The sequence below is a fragment of the Halopseudomonas bauzanensis genome, assembly GCF_900114735.1.
Taxonomy (GTDB): domain Bacteria; phylum Pseudomonadota; class Gammaproteobacteria; order Pseudomonadales; family Pseudomonadaceae; genus Halopseudomonas; species Halopseudomonas bauzanensis.
The window spans coordinates 1,334,966-1,349,966 of record NZ_FOUA01000001.1; the positions used below are offsets into that span (position 1 = coordinate 1,334,966).

14 protein-coding genes and 1 pseudogene are annotated in these 15,001 nt (G+C 59.6%); 6 read left to right on the top strand and 9 right to left on the bottom strand.

From position 1 onward, the window contains the following. Positions 1-62: 62 nt before the first annotated feature. Positions 63-365 (bottom strand): putative quinol monooxygenase, encoded by a 303-nt coding sequence (locus tag BM267_RS06170; RefSeq protein ID WP_036993207.1) that lies wholly within the window; start codon positions 363-365, stop codon positions 63-65. Positions 366-1,133: 768 nt separating this feature from the next. Here BM267_RS06170 and BM267_RS16995 point away from each other — a divergent pair. Both BM267_RS16995 and BM267_RS06180 read left to right on the top strand, forming a co-directional pair. Further along, the gene (locus tag BM267_RS16995) at positions 1,134-1,442 is read left to right on the top strand and encodes a helix-turn-helix domain-containing protein (RefSeq protein WP_369806812.1); all 309 of its coding nucleotides are present in this window, start codon (positions 1,134-1,136) and stop codon (positions 1,440-1,442) included. Positions 1,443-1,646: 204 nt separating this feature from the next. Then, positions 1,647-1,838: pseudogene (locus BM267_RS06180) on the top strand (transposase); the annotation flags it as partial. 106 nt (positions 1,839-1,944) lie between these two features. On the opposite strand, the gene BM267_RS06185 reads toward BM267_RS06180, so the two are convergent. The 5 genes from BM267_RS06185 to BM267_RS06205 form a co-directional block, all read right to left on the bottom strand. Next, a complete protein-coding gene (locus tag BM267_RS06185) occupies positions 1,945-3,276 on the bottom strand; it encodes a DUF3422 family protein (protein ID WP_074777281.1) in 1,332 nt (443 codons plus the stop codon). Positions 3,277-3,461: 185 nt separating this feature from the next. Beyond that, the gene (locus tag BM267_RS06190; RefSeq protein WP_036993209.1) at positions 3,462-3,860 is read right to left on the bottom strand and encodes a VOC family protein; all 399 of its coding nucleotides are present in this window, start codon (positions 3,858-3,860) and stop codon (positions 3,462-3,464) included. 43 nt (positions 3,861-3,903) lie between these two features. Further along, complete coding sequence (locus BM267_RS06195) at positions 3,904-5,013, bottom strand: S-(hydroxymethyl)glutathione dehydrogenase/class III alcohol dehydrogenase (protein WP_003291553.1); 1,110 nt, start codon at positions 5,011-5,013, stop codon at positions 3,904-3,906. Positions 5,014-5,072: 59 nt separating this feature from the next. Next, positions 5,073-5,297, bottom strand: a complete 225-nt coding sequence (locus BM267_RS06200) for a metal-sensing transcriptional repressor (RefSeq protein ID WP_013970887.1) — start codon at positions 5,295-5,297, stop codon at positions 5,073-5,075. Positions 5,298-5,357: 60 nt separating this feature from the next. Beyond that, complete coding sequence (locus BM267_RS06205) at positions 5,358-6,101, bottom strand: SDR family oxidoreductase (RefSeq protein WP_031633346.1); 744 nt, start codon at positions 6,099-6,101, stop codon at positions 5,358-5,360. 144 nt (positions 6,102-6,245) lie between these two features. Here BM267_RS06205 and BM267_RS06210 point away from each other — a divergent pair, with 144 nt between their 5' ends. The 3 genes from BM267_RS06210 to BM267_RS06220 all read left to right on the top strand — a co-directional run bounded on the left by BM267_RS06210 (position 6,246) and on the right by BM267_RS06220 (position 10,753). Then, positions 6,246-7,160: a LysR family transcriptional regulator gene (locus BM267_RS06210; protein ID WP_036993211.1), complete on the top strand. Its 915-nt coding sequence runs from the start codon at positions 6,246-6,248 to the stop codon at positions 7,158-7,160. A gap of 111 nt (positions 7,161-7,271) precedes the next feature. Continuing rightward, positions 7,272-8,642, top strand: coding sequence for an IS1182-like element ISCfr1 family transposase (locus tag BM267_RS06215; protein ID WP_074777279.1), 1,371 nt, complete (start codon positions 7,272-7,274; stop codon positions 8,640-8,642). Positions 8,643-9,328: 686 nt separating this feature from the next. After that, on the top strand, positions 9,329-10,753 hold the full coding sequence (locus BM267_RS06220) for a spinster family MFS transporter (protein WP_211242679.1): 1,425 nt from the start codon (positions 9,329-9,331) through the stop codon (positions 10,751-10,753). Between the two features lie 88 nt (positions 10,754-10,841). Here the strand turns inward: BM267_RS06220 and ypfJ are convergent, their stop codons facing one another. After that, positions 10,842-11,732: a KPN_02809 family neutral zinc metallopeptidase gene (gene ypfJ / locus BM267_RS06225; protein ID WP_074777277.1), complete on the bottom strand. Its 891-nt coding sequence runs from the start codon at positions 11,730-11,732 to the stop codon at positions 10,842-10,844. 157 nt (positions 11,733-11,889) lie between these two features. Here ypfJ and BM267_RS06230 point away from each other — a divergent pair, with 157 nt between their 5' ends. Continuing rightward, entirely contained in the window at positions 11,890-13,170 is a 1,281-nt protein-coding gene (locus BM267_RS06230; RefSeq protein WP_235818212.1) for a PQQ-dependent sugar dehydrogenase, read from the top strand. A gap of 60 nt (positions 13,171-13,230) precedes the next feature. Here the strand turns inward: BM267_RS06230 and BM267_RS06235 are convergent, their stop codons facing one another. Continuing rightward, positions 13,231-13,890 carry an NAD(P)H-binding protein gene (locus BM267_RS06235; protein ID WP_074777274.1) on the bottom strand — a complete coding sequence of 220 codons (660 nt, stop codon included), beginning with the start codon at positions 13,888-13,890 and terminating at the stop codon, positions 13,231-13,233. A gap of 90 nt (positions 13,891-13,980) precedes the next feature. Beyond that, complete coding sequence (locus BM267_RS06240) at positions 13,981-14,922, bottom strand: AEC family transporter (RefSeq protein ID WP_036993223.1); 942 nt, start codon at positions 14,920-14,922, stop codon at positions 13,981-13,983. Positions 14,923-15,001 lie beyond the last annotated feature (79 nt).

Genomic DNA, 15,001 nt, shown 5'->3' on the forward strand with positions numbered 1-15,001 from the left:
AACAATGTAAGGCCGTGTGACCCCATCCTGCAGCGTGACCTGATTTGGTCAAGGCCGGGTTGTCATGCAGGCAGCTTGGCTGCAAGGAGTTCGACCTTCTCGATATTGGGCGGAGAACTGAGCAAGGTCGCGGCGTTGGCCATCAAGGCCGCGGCGATCTGGCCGTTCAGATGTGCCTGGCGACCTACCTCATCGGCAAAGGCATCGAACACACCGAACGTCGAAGGGCCAAACTTCAATGCGAACCAGGCAGTGGTGCCGGACTCGGCGTTGGCGAGCGGCAGTGCGCTGGCCAGGAAGTCGGCAAGCGCAGCCTCCTGGCCGGGTTTGGCTTCGAGGCGAACAAACAGGGCGAGCTTGGTCATACTGTAATCCTTTGGGTAAATGGGTTAGGTGAATGGATCGACGAGCCTGCAGTCTAAGTCGTCATGACAGCCATCTCTATAGACAATAATGACAATATTGATATCATTGTTGCCATGAAACTCCACATCCTTGTTTGTGACGGCGTGTTTGATCTGGGGCTTGCGGCGCTCACCGACACAGTGGGCTTGGCCAATGCGATGGCGGGCTCGCTTCCACAGGCTCCCGCGCACATAGAGCTCACGCTGGTGGGCGTGCGGCGTCGCATCCGAACTGCGCAAGGCTTGACGGTCCCCGTGGTCCCTGCGCGTGGTGTGCCGGAACCAGACGTCGTGCTCGTGCCCGCGTTTGGTGACAAGATGCCCGACACGCTCTCGGCTCGGCTCACACGCCCCGACGTGCCCGATGCGGTCGCCGCGCTACAGCAGTGGTCCACCGCTGGCGCGCACCTTGGTGCCGCCTGCTCCGGTAGTTTCTTGCTTGCAGAGAGTGGCCTGCTTGATGGGCATCGTGCGACGACGTCATGGTGGCTGGGGCCGATGTTTCGGCAGCGCTATCCGAACGTCACGCTGGACGAGTCACGCATGATCGTGAACTCGACACGCTTCACTACCGCGGGTGCCGCTTTGGCCCACATCGACCTGGCCTTGCGCATCATCCGGGGGCGCAGTCCGGCGCTGGCGGCCCTAGTAGCACGCTATCTGCTGGTCGAGGCACGCAGTTCGCAAGCCGAGTTCGTGATTCCCGACCACCTTGCGCATGCCGACCCGATGGTGGAGCGCTTCGAGTGCTGGGCCAGAAGTCAGCTCGCGAAGGGGTTCTCGCTGGCCGAGGCGGCCAGCGCCGCGGGCACAAGCGAGCGCACCTTGGCGCGGCGGCTGCAAAGCGTTTTGGGCAAGACACCGTTGTCGTATTTCCAGGACCTGCGCGTGGAGCATGCCGTCCATCTCTTGCGCACCGGAAACGCGAGCGTCGACCAAGTCGCCGCACAGGTCGGGTACTCGGATGGGGTGACCCTGCGGGCCCTGTTGCGCCGCAAGCTGGGCCGGGGTGTCAGGGAGTTGCGACGCGGTGGATGACCAGAGGCGTTTGGTGTATGTACAGCTGGAGACCGCCGGGAAACTGACGCAGGCCAAACGGCGCATTTGGACCTGATAAAACTACTGCGCCACGTTATTTGAACTGGTTTGCTAGGGTCTGTTGCCATTTCGCGCTAACCCATTGATCTATAAGAGCAAGCCCGTATCGTTGAAGCTCTGACCCAACATCGATACGAGCTTGCAATGCCCCGATTACTGCTCAGCGATGAGCATTGGTCGAAGCTGCGGGAAATTCTGCTGCACAAGGCCATCTACAACAAGCGTGATCTACGAATGACCGTGGAGGGCATGCTGTACCGCATGCGCACGGGATGTCCCTGGAGAGACCTGCCCAAGGCGTTTGGCTACTGGAATAAGGTCTACAAACGCTTCAATGTAGGCCGCAGCGGTACAAGAGGATTCACCGAAAGAATTGCTTGGCATGTTGTTCTCCTCTGTTCAAACGGACGGCGCAGCTATCGCGCGCCAGGACGGCAGCTCGTCAGGAAGATTTCTCTTCCGCCGCCGTGTCGCTGTGGGCGTGTCTTATCCTGCGGACGATCCACCAGATCGTCAGCATCACCGCAGGTACCAGAACCGCCATCACCGGCGCCACGCTGTCGTGAACGATCGGAATGCCCTTGAGCAGGTAGCCGAGAAGACTCACGACGTAATAAGAAATTGCCGCGACCGACAGGCCTTCGACGGTTTGCTGAAGGCGCAATTGCAACTTGGCCCGGTTGTTCATCGAAGCCAGCAGATCGCGGTTCTGGCGTTCAAGTTCGACGTCGATCCACGAACGCAGCAACGCGATGGCTCGGGTCAGTTTGTCGGAGAGCTTGGCCTGGCGCTCCTTTACGGATTGGCACGTCCGCATGGCTGGAGCGATGCGACGCTGCAGGAAGTCCGCCCAGGTGCTGTATCCGGATACGGCCACTTCTGAAAGCGCAGCCAGCCTTTCCTCGACGATCTCGTAGTAGGCACGGCTGGCGCCGAAGCGATAGAGATTTGCCGCGACGCCAGCTTCCAGTTCGGCGGCCAGACCGGTCAATTCGGAAAGCAGCACGTCGCTATCGCGGCGTTCTACCAAACTCGTACACATCTCGTCAGTGATCGCTGCAAGGCGCGACTCCATGCGTCGCAGCTCCGACGTCATCGATCGCGTCAACGGCAGAGACAGCAACGCCAAGGTACGGTACGTCTCGATCTCCAATAGACGTTGAGCCAGCGCACCTGCCCGCGCCGGGGTCAAATCACGAGCAAGGATGAGGATCTGCGTCAGGCCATCCTCATCCTGTCGGAAGTCGGTCAAGATGGCGGCAGAGCCGTTCTCTACCAGCGAGTAGCACAGGCTGGCAGGATCGAAGCGATCAGCCTCCTCCGTTTCTGGCATCCACGGAAGAAGTCTCAAGCGGATGCCGGATACGACCGGGCCCGGAGGAACAAATCCATGTTTGAAGGGATTTTCTCCGCAAGGCTCTCCCGTCTTGGAATCCAGCGAAGCGCACCAGAGATACGTAGAGAACTCGGTGTGCTTTTCACAGTGAAGGTCTCCCTCATCCCATGTCACGCCGTGTAGCGGCGTAGCGTGGTCGGGCTCGGCAACGCCGAAGCGATGAGATAACTCGCTCATCGCCATCTGATCCCTGGCCTGGTCGCCTTCGGTCATGAAAGAGAGCTGCAATATACCGCGGGGGGCCTGAAGCAACAGATGCGGGCGCGCATGCACTTCACCCACGGCTGCAGCACGATCGGCATAGGCCGGCATGCCGTACACGGTGGCGGTCGGGGTGGGTTGTACGGTCGTCGTATTGATATTGGCCGGCTCTTTCATAACGACCTCATTTCTCATTGGTTGAAAAGCACGCTTCAAAACAAATGCCCGCAGCCATGCGTTTCACACATGGCTGCGGGCCGATCTTCATGAGCAGGCACCGCGTTACACAGTCCGTCTAACAGGCTCGCCGTATAATAGAGGCTTGTGCTGACCCTGTCAGAACGCTCTCAGCTTCCTTGCTTTCAGACGAAGGTGTACGAGCAGACCTTGTTGCCCGCCGGATCACGCAGGTAGGCCGCATAGGCACCCGGCAGGTGACCACGTGCGCCAGGTTGGCCCTCGTCAGTGCCGCCTGCGGCAAGGCCGGCGGCGTGGAAGGCATGCACTTCAGCGGGAGTGGCGACCGCAAAGCCGATCGTCACGCCGTTGCTGGAAGGCGCTTCACCATTGCCCGGGCGGGCGATGATGAAAGCCGGCTTTTCGCGACCGAAAAGTACCCATCCGTTGTTGAAAGGACCGAGGTTCTTGATGCCAAGAGCACCCAGAGCGGCGTCGTAGAACGCGACCGACTTCTGAAGGTCGGCAGCGCCGATAAAAATGTGCGAAAAGATGCCATCGCCAGAAATGACAGGAGTGGACATGATTAATTTCCTTGGTGGTTGGTGTTGAATGGGTAGTGGGCGGTCAGTAGTGGATCACCGTGCGAATCGACTTGCCTTCATGCATCAGGTCGAAGGCCTTGTTGATGTCGTCGAGGCCCATGGTGTGGGTGACGAACGGGGCGAGATCGATCTCGCCTTTCATTGCGTCCTCCACCATGCCGGGAAGTTGAGTGCGGCCCTTGACCCCGCCGAAAGCCGAGCCCTTCCAGGTGCGACCGGTGATCAACTGGAACGGGCGCGTCGAAATTTCCTTGCCTGCACCAGCCACGCCGATGACGATCGACTGGCCCCAGCCACGATGTGCTGCTTCCAGTGCCGAGCGCATCACGTTGACGTTGCCGATGCACTCGAAGGTGTGATCGACACCCCAACCGGTCATCTCGATGAGAACCTCGTGAATCGGCTTGTCGAAGTCCTTCGGGTTGAGGCATTCGGTCGCGCCGAAGGTACGAGCCAGCTCGAACTTCGCTGGATTGGTGTCGATGGCGATGATGCGACCTGCCTTGGCCTGGCGTGCCCCCTGAATCGCAGCGAGCCCGATGCCGCCGAGGCCGAAGATGGCCACAGAGTCACCCGGCTGAACCTTGGCCGTGTTGTGAACAGCGCCGATGCCGGTGGTCACACCGCAACCCAGCAGGCAGACATGCTCGGGATTGGCGTCCGGGTTGATCTTGGCCAGCGAGACTTCGGCCACCACCGTGTATTCGCTGAAGGTCGAGCAGCCCATGTAGTGGTAGATCGGCTGGCCGTTGTAGCTGAAGCGGGTGGTGCCATCGGGCATCACGCCCTTGCCCTGGGTGGCGCGCACCGCCACGCACAGGTTGGTCTTGCCGCTCTTGCAGAACAGGCACTCACCGCACTCGGCGGTGTACAGCGGGATCACGTGGTCACCCGGCTTGACCGAGGTCACGCCCTCGCCGACCTCGACCACGATGCCGGCGCCCTCATGGCCCAGCACCGCCGGGAACACGCCTTCCGGGTCCTCGCCCGACAGGGTGAAGGCGTCGGTATGGCAAACGCCGGTATTCGTGATCCTGACAAGCACCTCGCCCTTGCGCGGCGGCTCGACGTCGATCTCGACGATTTCCAGTGGCTTTCCAGGCCCGAAGGCAACTGCTGCACGTGATTTCATGATGTCGCTTCCTTTACTAGCTAACTAAATTTTCCCTCACCGAGGGCACCCTGGTGCCTCTACCGCAGGTAGGAGCGGACGATGGAGATGGTCTCGTCAATGGACTTGTTCTGCGAATCGCTCCTGATTTCGCTACTGGGAAACTCTTCCCGTAGATAGCTCTCCATAACCGTTGCCATCAATCCGTTGTCAGCCCCACGAACAGCTGCAAGCTGCTGAAGAATTGCAGGGCATTCAGCACCTGCATCGAGCGCTTGCTTCTTTTCTTCCGGGCCATGTGGCACTCACCGCTTTTCACTCCAGATAAGCGGGGCCTGACGCCGAAGAGACAGGCCCTCAACTCATTAGAATTCCTGCACGGTTGGGCGCAGAACGATCTCGTTAATATCCACGTCAGCAGGCTGCTCAATTGCGAAGGCGATAGCTCGAGCGACCGATTCGGCGGGAATTGCATGCTTGTAGAAGTCCACCACGAAATCGCGGCTCTGTTGGTGGGTGCTGCCGAATTTCAGTTCGGAGTCCACGGCGCCCGGTTCGATAGTCGTGGTGCGGATGCTGCCACCGACTTCGTGACGCAGTCCTTCGGAGATAGCCCGCACAGCAAACTTGGTGCCGCTGTACACGGTGCCACCTGGGCTGAACACCTTCAGGCCTGCAACCGATGCGATGTTGATGAAGTGACCACTGTTTTGTTTCTGGAAGACTGGCAATGCAGCCGCGACTCCGTACAGCAGACCCTTGATGTTGATATCGATCATGCGATCCCACTCGTCAGTGCGAGTATCGCTGAGCGGTGCAATCGCCATCAGTCCGGCATTGTTGATCAGTACATCAATGCGACCGTAGGTGTCCACGGCACCTTGAATGAGCGTTTTGACCTCTTCCTGAGAGGTAACATCGGTCTGATACGCGATTGCCTGACCACCTGCATTGGTCAGCTCAGCCACCAATGCGTCGAGTTTATCTTTGCGACGTGCAGCCAGCACTACGCGAGCGCCAAGCGCAGCAAGGTGGCGTGCAGTAACCTCACCCAGGCCGCTACTGGCACCGGTGATAACGACAACTTTTCCAGAAATGTTATTGCTCATGCTGAGAACCTCATCGGCGGGTTTGTACTTCGCCATGGCTGGTTAACCTGGCAGTGCGCAAACTTTAGACCCATGATTGATCTCAATAAATGGAAATGATTGGATTATGCTATTCCTGAAAATGGAATAAATGGGAGGGGCAACATGCTTAACCGCATGGAGATGGTTAGGATTTTTTGCACAGCAGCAGAGGCAGGTAGCTTCCGCGAAGCGGCAACTCGATTAGGCATCTCCCCACAAGGGGTGACTCGAGCCATTCAAGCCCTGGAAACTGAGCTTGGCGAATCACTGTTCCACCGCAATACCCGCCAGGTGAGCATCACTGCTTTCGGTCAGGATTACGCCAAAGATGCCAGGTCAGCTCTGGATCATTTCGATACGCTATTCCGGTCGCACAGGACGGAGCCTGAGCTGTCAGGTAGGGTGGGGATTACGGCTCCACATGCTATTGGCAGGCGCTTCCTAATACCGTTTCTTCAGCCCCTGGCCGCTGCACATCCTGACCTGCAATTCGATCTCCGCTTGGAAGATCAGATGACTGATGCCGTTGAAGCGCATATCGATATTGGTATCCGGGTGGGGGTTATTCGCGACCGGCGCTACGTTGCACGTGCCTTAGCTCCCGTGCCGTTTTACGTTGTCGCGTGCCCGTCTCTCATAGGCCAAAAGACACCACCTGAATCTTTGGATGCCTTAGCTAAGCTGCCACTTTCAGTCCTGATCGACCGGAAAAATGGCCGCCCTTGGCCTTGGCTATTTGCCGACGGGCAAACGTTCGCGCCCAGGCAGCCAGCGCTTATCTGTGATGATCCAGATACGGAATTGGAAGCCACCCTGGCAGGCATGTGTTTTGGCCAAATTCCTGCCTATCTGGCTGAGCCTCATCTGCGGTCAGGAAAGCTGGTTGCCGTTTTGGCTGATCACGCTCCAGCACCATGGGATCTGTTCATATACCGCCCGCAGCAGGGTCCTGTATCGAAGCGGGTGCGATTGGTGTACGACCACCTTAAGCAGGCTTTCTCAAACCCCAAGCTATTTCCCCAGGGCCTGGGGACATAGCTTGAATACCTGCCAGCAATCGTCCGCTTTTGGCCGATTCTGTTGAAAAAGTAGCGGCCTTCCCATGCCGTTGGCAAAATTGCGTTGTCAGCGAGCGTGGGGGCGAACAGCATGATGGGACAGTTACCGGGAGGACAGCAGCGCTTGTTCTACTCGTTCAACCTGGAAGATCACGTCCCGGCCCAACATCTCCTGCGCAGCATCGACCAGTGCCTGGATCTCAGTGATCTGCGTGCCTACCTAGCGGATTTCTATAGCCCCATCGGGCGTCCCTCGATTGACCCGGAGTTGATGGTGCGCATGCTGGTCGTCGGCTACTCCTATGGCATTCGTTCCGAGCGGCGATTGTGCGAAGAGGTGCACCTGAACCTGGCCTATCGCTGGTTCTGCCGGCTGGGTCTGGAAGACGAAGTCCCCAATCACTCGACCTTCTCGAAGAATCGCCATGGGCGTTTTCGTGACAGCGATTTATTCCGCTGGTTATTCAATGAGGTGCTGCGGCGTTGCATGGCAGCCGGCCTAGTCAAGAGTGAAGGTTTCGCCGTCGACGCCAGCATCATCAAGGCGGATGCCAGCCGGCAACGTGGGGTGGCGGGAGATGAGGTCGATTGGAACGATCCAAAACTCAGCAGCCGCGCAGTGCGCGAGTACCTCGAAGCCCTTGATGAAGAGGCGCTGGCTGAGGCTCTTCCCAAGAAAATTTCGCTCACAGATCCTCAATCCCGCTGGACAGCAGCGCCAGGTGGCCCGGCCTTTTTTGCCTACTCCACGAATTACCTGATCGACACTGAGCACGGTGTGATCATGGACGTGCAAGCTACCCCGGCGCACCGTACCGCCGAAGTCGATTCGACTAGGACGATGGTCGAGCGTGTCGAAGCGCAGTTCGATCTCACACCGGAACGCCTTATCGGCGATACCGCTTATGGCACCGCCCCTATGCTGGCCTGGATGGTCGAAGAAAAGGACATCGAACCGCATGTGCCGGTGTGGGACAAGACCGAGCGCAAGGACGACAGCCTCTCCAGTAACGACTTCCACTGGAATCAGGACGCCAATGAATATCGCTGCCCAGCCGGCAAACCGCTACGCAGTGAATGGCGCGCCTTTACCCTGCAAAGATCGCGGGTAACCAAGGCCAACACAATCATTTACCGCTCCAGCCAAACCGACTGCGCCACCTGCCCGTTGAAAGCAAAATACTGCCCCAACACGCCGAATCGGAAGATCGTCCGCAGCATCCATGAGGCTGCCCGCGACGTGGCTCGACGCATCGCCAAGACACCGGAGTACCTCGTCTCTCGCTGCGAACGAAAGAAGGTGGAGATGCTTTTCGCCCACCTCAAACGGATCATGAAACTCGACCGTTTACGACTGCGTGGCCTAACGGGTGCCACTGACGAATTCAGCTTGGCTGCGATGGTGCAGAACCTGCGCCGCATGGCCAAGCTTTTGCCTCAAGGGCCACCGCTGACGGGATAGGTACGCCTGCTACGAGCAGAAACCCTCAAATTAACCCTTAAACCTGAGCAAGGACGCTCAGTGAAACGCCGGAAGGCAACTTGAAGTGGCTTGCAGCCACTTCGACAGCAGGCCCACCAAACAAGCATCTAAAGACGTCTTCGGACGTCTTTTTTGTGCCTGAAATGCAGCAAATACAAGGCTTTCAGGTCTATTAGCGTCCACAGAGGTTCACCACCAGCCACGCTTTGAAGCCCGGGAGCTTATTGCCATAGGCAAAGACCCCAAAGAGCATCGCGAGGCCGAGCTTCAGCTATGTGCTGTTCCACCTATGCCGTTTGCTTATGTATTGGTATTCAAAAAGGCCGTTTGGCTCGACCAGGCCAGACCGTCCCGCTGCTACGCTGCTATGTTACGCGCCGCGGTGACTCGCATGAGCCCTGAGTCCTGGCATTCGCTCGCGGCTGAATATCACTCGCTACAAATCTCAACGATTCTGCGCGCCACCGTACCCCACTATGTCGATATAGTGGCAGGGTTCGTCTAGTCGGCTTAGGGCTTCAAACTGTTCTTAAGGCCAGGCAGACACCGCTAGGAGTGGGTGAATATCAGCGCGATTACAGCCCACATCGACGTATAACAACAACCTAGAAGGCGTATTGTCCATGAGATCTATCACTGCGAGAGAGGGGGGAGCCCAAAGCCACTTGACCGGCTATGGCTCCAAGGCATACCGCAATTATGTGCTCTTCGCGCTGACATTTATCTACATCCTGAATTTCGTCGACCGCGCCTTGCTAGCGGTCGTCGGCCCCGATCTGGTACCGGATCTCGGGATTACAGACACCCAGTTCGGGCTTCTCACTGGCTTCGGTTTCGCCTTGCTCTACACAGCCGTGGGCGTCCCGCTGGCGCGCTTTGCCGATGTCGCCAATCGCGTTTGGATCATGACCGTCTGCGTGGCCTTGTGGTCGCTGATGACAGCGCTTTGCGGCCTGGCGACGGAAGTCACCATCGGCTCGGTCACCATAGGCGCGTTCTGGATCCTGCTGATGTGCCGCGTCGGTGTGGGTATTGGCGAGGCCGGCTGCACGCCGCCAGCCAACTCCCTGATCGCGGACTATTTCATTCCGCGTGAACGCTCCCAGGCCCTGGGCTTCTACGCCATGGGCGTTACGCTCGGCACCATGTTCGCCAACATCATCGGCGGCTGGGTTACCGACGCGTTCGACTGGCGCACCGCCTTCTTCGTCGTCGGTTTGCCGGGCTTGCTGGTCGCCCTTGTTTTCAAATTCACAGTCAAAGAGCCGCCGCGTGGCTACACCGATCCGCCGGAAGCCGCGAAAAAGGAGCGAGCCAGCCTGGGCGAGGCTATCCACGAGCTGATGGGCAAGCCTGCTTTCTGGCTGATGACCGCCGGCTCCACCATTGCCGCGTTCTGCGGTTACGGTATCTCCTCGTTCCAGTCGCTCTTTCTGGTCCGCACCTACGAAATTACTGCCGGTCAGGCAGCGATCTGGATCAACACGCCGGTCGCCCTGTCCGCCGCCGTTGGCACCTTCGCCACCGGTTGGCTGGCAACCAGGATGTACAAGAAGCATCCGGGCGCCATCGCCTGGGTACCAGCGATAGGCCTGGCACTGTCGATCCCCTTTTATATCTTCGCCTTCACCACCGATAATCTGCTCTACGCTGCAATCGGCCTGGTCATCGGCGGCTTTGTGAAGTACGGCTACCTGGCCGCTCAGTACACGATCGGCCAGGGCGTGGTGAGCATGCGTGTGCGCGCAATGGCTACGGCCGTGATGCTGCTTCTCGTCAACCTGCTTGGCTACGGTTTCGGCCCGCTGTTCATTGGCGCAATCTCCGACATCTTCTTCAATTCCGGCGTCGCCGAGCTTGGGGTTGCGGCTGGTGAACTGGCGCGAAATCAGTGTCACCCTGCCGCAATAGGTCAACTGAACCAGAACCTGCAGGACGTTTGTGGACAGGTCTACGCACAAAGCCTGCAAACCTCCATGATCATAATGGCTTGCCTGTACGCTGCCAGCGCCCTGTGCTTCCTGTTGACCTGGACCCGATTGGGCAAGGATATGGTGGACAGAGAAGTGGCAAAGCCGGCCACGCCGTAATATCACCACCCAGAGGGCGCATTGCGCCCTCTTTACCCAGTCCGGCGCCCCTCTCCAGAACTGCGCCAGCATGTCATTCATACATGCTTTATAGACTCGCCGAAAACGTATCGCACTGCCCCATATCCCCACTCTCGAACCCGCGTCGGAACCACGCCACCCGCTGGGCCGAAGTGCCGTGGGTAAAGCTGTCGGGCACCACTTCCCCGCCGCTGCGCCGTTGCAGGCGGTCGTCACCGATGGCAGCGGCGGCCTGCAACGCCTCTTCCAGATCCCCCGGCTCGAGCAGTTGGCTGTAATTATGCGCGGCATGGCCCCAGACGCCGGCCAGGCAATCGGCCTGCAGTTCCTGACGCACCGACAGGGCATTGACCACCGCAGCGGACTTGCCCTGCCCGGTAGCGCGTACCTTCTGGCTGATACCCAGCAGGGTCTGAATGTGATGCCCCACTTCATGGGCGACCACGTAGGCCTGGGCGAAGTCGCCTGGCGCGCCGAGTTGGCGATCCAGATCGCGGAAAAAGCTCAGGTCGAGATAGACCTTGCGATCCGCCGGGCAATAGAAGGGGCCGACGGCGGAGCTGGCCGTGCCGCAGGCCGAGGCGACCCGCTGGCTGAACAGCACCAGCGTGGGCTCTTCGTAGCGGCTGCCCGCTTCGCTGAAGATACCCTGCCAGGTCTGCTCCGTATCAGCCAACACCACGGAAACGAATTTGGCCAATTGCTGCTCTTCGGCGGAGAAAGTCGCGGTCTGCTGAGGTGCCGGGCCGCTCAATTGCAACAAATCAATGCCGAGCATACGGGCACCGACAAAGGCCACGCCCCCCAGCAGCAGCACGATGCGACCCACCCAGCTACGCAACAGCCACGGCAGCAGACGCAGCAGCAATAACAATCCGACCCCGCCACCACTCCCCTGCAGCGGCTGCCCGCGCCGGTCTTCGATGTTGCGGCTCTGCCGCCTTCCCCGCCAGTCCATACTCTCTCCCGAGCCGATCACCCTGCATGAAGCCTAGTGTAGCGCTCGCAAACCATAACGGTCGGTTTTAACCGGCTGTTGCTCCCAGCTTGCGAAACTCCCTTCCCCACCTACTATTAACGGATCAACTTTTCTGCCTCACGACACAGGAGCTGTCATGATTCCTTTTCGGCATTCAATGATCTTTCTCGCCACCCTCGGCTTGCTGGCTGCCTGCGATAATTCGGCAGATACCGACAACCAGGCCGCCAGCCCAGCGCCAGCCGCTACCGAGCAGGCCACCGCACCCGCCGGCCCGGAGGAAAGCACCGCCGAAGCCAATAGCGATGCGGAGGAAGCGGCTGCCGAACAGGCGGCGGACGGACAGCCGACCGCAGACCCGGGAACCGATGAGTTACCCTTCAGCGTGACCGAAGTGACTCAGTTCGATGCTCCCTGGGCCATGACCTTCCTGCCGGACGGCCGGCTGTTGGTCACCGAGATGGCGGGTACGCTGCGCCTGCACGACCTGGGAACAGATAGTTCTGAAACCATCAGCGGTGTACCGGAGGTGGTCCATGCCGGCCAGGGTGGGCTGGGCGATGTGTTGCTGCATCCGCAGTTCGCAGACAACCAGCAGATTTACATCAGTTATGCCGAGGCTGGCGATGGCGGCTCCGGCGCTGCGGTGGCGCGGGCCCGTCTGGTGCTGGATGAAGATGGTGGGGGCGCGCTCGAGGACCTGCAGGTGATCTGGCGGCAGACGCCGAAGGTATCCGGCAACGGCCATTTCGGCCATCGTCTCGCGTTCGATAGCGACGGTATGCTGTGGATCAGCTCCAGTGAGCGGCAGAAGTTTGACCCTGCCCAGGATATGAACAGCAATCTGGGCAAGATGGTGCGGTTGAACGACGATGGCAGCGTGCCCGAGGACAACCCCTTCGCTGATCAGGGTGAGGTAGCGGCGCAGGTCTGGTCGCTCGGCCATCGCAACATTCTGGGAATGGCATTCGCTGCCGATGGCAAGCTCTGGGCGCATGAGATGGGCCCCAAGGACGGCGACGAACTCAATCTGATCGAGAAAGGGGCCAACTACGGTTATCCGCTGGTTTCCAATGGCGAACACTATGACGGCAAGCCGATCCCTAACCATGATACCCGTCCGGAATTCAATGCGCCCGCCATCACCTGGACGCCAGTGATCTCACCGGCGGGCTTCATCATCTACAACGGCGAGCTGTTCTCCGATTGGCAGGGCGATGGTTTCATCGGCGGCATGTCGTCGCTGTCACTGGTGCGGGTCGAGTTCGACGGCGAAGAGGCGCGTGAAGCGGAACGCTTCGATATGCAGAAGCGCATCCGCGAGGTGGAGCAAGGTCCGGACGGCGCGATCTGGCTGCTGGAGGATGGCATGCGTGGGGGCGAAGGCGCATTACTGAAACTGACGCCCCAGCAGTGATGCGATCGGAGCCAGCATCTCGTTTGCTGGCTCCTCTCCCAAGCTGCTGCAGCTGCCTCTTCAGCCCGACACAAGCGAATGAATGGCGTCAGCCACCGGGGTATCGCCCCCGGTCAGCTCGACAATCATCCGGTTGACTGCCGGTTGCTCGATCAACGCCAACAGCGTGGCCGCCACATCCTCCCGCGGTACATCTCCATAGGGGATGGCCAATCCCGCCCGTACCTTGCCGGTACCCGGCGAATCCAGCAGCGTGCCGGGCCGCAGGATGACCCAGTCCAGATCGGACTCAGCCAGATGCACATCGGCACGCTTTTTTACCGCCATATAGTTTTCGAAGGTATCGGACACGACCTTGTTGCGTCCCGCCTCGGGGAATGCCGATACCAGCAGGAAGCGCTGCACCCCCGCCTGTTGCGCTGCAGCCACCGCTAGCTCCAGCCCCTGGCCATCGATAGCGTTGGTCATCTGCGGCCCTCCCTTGCCGCCGGCGCCAGCAGTAAACACCACCGCGTCGCTGTCGCCGATCAATGCCGCGAGCCCATCAGCGTCCAGTTCGAGCAGATTACCCTGCACAGGAACCGCACCCAGCGCCTGCAATTCATCAGTCTGCTGGGCATTGCGATGCAGGGTTCGGGCCTCATGGCCTCGCTGTGCCAGTTGCCGGGCGAGATAACGCCCTACCTTGCCCGCCCCACCGATGATGAAAATCTTTTGCATGACTACCCCACAGACAAAACCAGTGGTTCATGCTGGCACACCCGGTTCATTTGCGCCAATGCTCAGCGGCGAAGCCTGCCCAGCGATGTGTTACTGGAGGAGCCCGAGAAAACCGGAAATCGTCAGCAATGAGACCACCGTGGAGATCAGAATGACACTGGAGGTCACCGCACCATCGCGCCGGTAAAGCTGCGCTGCCATGAAGGGGCCAGTACCGGTAGGTAGCGCAGCCAGCAATACCGCGCTGTGCACCAGCACCGCGGATAGCCCAAAGATCTGGGCAGCGAGCCACCAGGTCACCAGCGGCTGCAGCACCAGCTTGAGCCCGACCAGCAACGCCACGGTACCGGCAACGCGTTGCGGGCGAGGCCGATCCTCTGCCAGAAACAGTCCCAGCGCCACCAGCGCACAGGGCGATGCCGCAGCGCCCAATAACTGCAGAAAATCATTCATGGGGGCCGGAAGACGCAGGCCGAGCAGCAATACCAGCAGCCCAAGAGCCGGCGCGACCAGCAAAGGGTTGCGCAGCAGTTGCAATCCCACCGTGCCCAACATCGGCCCGGACGCCGAGCTGGCGCTGCGCTGCAGCGCCAGCTCGAGCATGATCAGTGCCACGGCAAATAAAATACAGACGGTGATGACGGTGGCGATCATCGCCGGTATCAGCGAGTCCCGACCCAGAATCGCCAGTAGCAATGGAATACCCAGAAAGCCGGTATTGGCATAAGCGGCGTTCAGTCCATCAATAGCCGAATCGACCAGCGGTCTGCGCCGAATCAGCTGCACCACAACCGCGCCGATGAAGACCACCGCCACCCCCAGGCCGAATGCGCCGATAAAGCCGGGCTGCCAGAGCACCTGCCATTCGGCGTTGGCAACCACCTCGAACAAGAGCGCCGGCAGGGCCAGATAGATGACGAAACGGGTCAGCTCGCTCGCCGCATGGGGACCGAGCACCCCGGCTCGGCGCACCAGCCAGCCGGTCAGGATCAGAGCGAAGACCGGCAAGGTGACGGATAGGACGGAGAGCATCGCGTAGATCCATTTTGCGCAAAAGACGCCAGTTTAGGGACAGACCCTTCGCATTCCAACAAGGGCTTCACCTAGCGCA

What these genes read in the sequence shown, in the direction of transcription:
- BM267_RS06185 (WP_074777281.1), bottom strand. Translation starts at nt 3,276, where the DNA reads ATGAAAGAGCCGGCCAATATCAATACGACGACCGTACAACCCACCCCG.
- BM267_RS06210 (WP_036993211.1), top strand. Translation starts at nt 6,246, where the DNA reads ATGCTTAACCGCATGGAGATGGTTAGGATTTTTTGCACAGCAGCAGAG.
- BM267_RS06240 (WP_036993223.1), bottom strand. Translation starts at nt 14,922, where the DNA reads ATGCTCTCCGTCCTATCCGTCACCTTGCCGGTCTTCGCTCTGATCCTG.
- ypfJ (WP_074777277.1), bottom strand. Translation starts at nt 11,732, where the DNA reads ATGGACTGGCGGGGAAGGCGGCAGAGCCGCAACATCGAAGACCGGCGC.
- BM267_RS06190 (WP_036993209.1), bottom strand. Translation starts at nt 3,860, where the DNA reads ATGTCCACTCCTGTCATTTCTGGCGATGGCATCTTTTCGCACATTTTT.
- BM267_RS06195 (WP_003291553.1), bottom strand. Translation starts at nt 5,013, where the DNA reads ATGAAATCACGTGCAGCAGTTGCCTTCGGGCCTGGAAAGCCACTGGAA.
- BM267_RS06235 (WP_074777274.1), bottom strand. Translation starts at nt 13,890, where the DNA reads ATGCAAAAGATTTTCATCATCGGTGGGGCGGGCAAGGTAGGGCGTTAT.
- BM267_RS16995 (WP_369806812.1), top strand. Translation starts at nt 1,134, where the DNA reads ATGGTGGAGCGCTTCGAGTGCTGGGCCAGAAGTCAGCTCGCGAAGGGG.
- BM267_RS06170 (WP_036993207.1), bottom strand. Translation starts at nt 365, where the DNA reads ATGACCAAGCTCGCCCTGTTTGTTCGCCTCGAAGCCAAACCCGGCCAG.
- BM267_RS06230 (WP_235818212.1), top strand. Translation starts at nt 11,890, where the DNA reads ATGATTCCTTTTCGGCATTCAATGATCTTTCTCGCCACCCTCGGCTTG.
- BM267_RS06205 (WP_031633346.1), bottom strand. Translation starts at nt 6,101, where the DNA reads ATGAGCAATAACATTTCTGGAAAAGTTGTCGTTATCACCGGTGCCAGT.
- BM267_RS06215 (WP_074777279.1), top strand. Translation starts at nt 7,272, where the DNA reads ATGATGGGACAGTTACCGGGAGGACAGCAGCGCTTGTTCTACTCGTTC.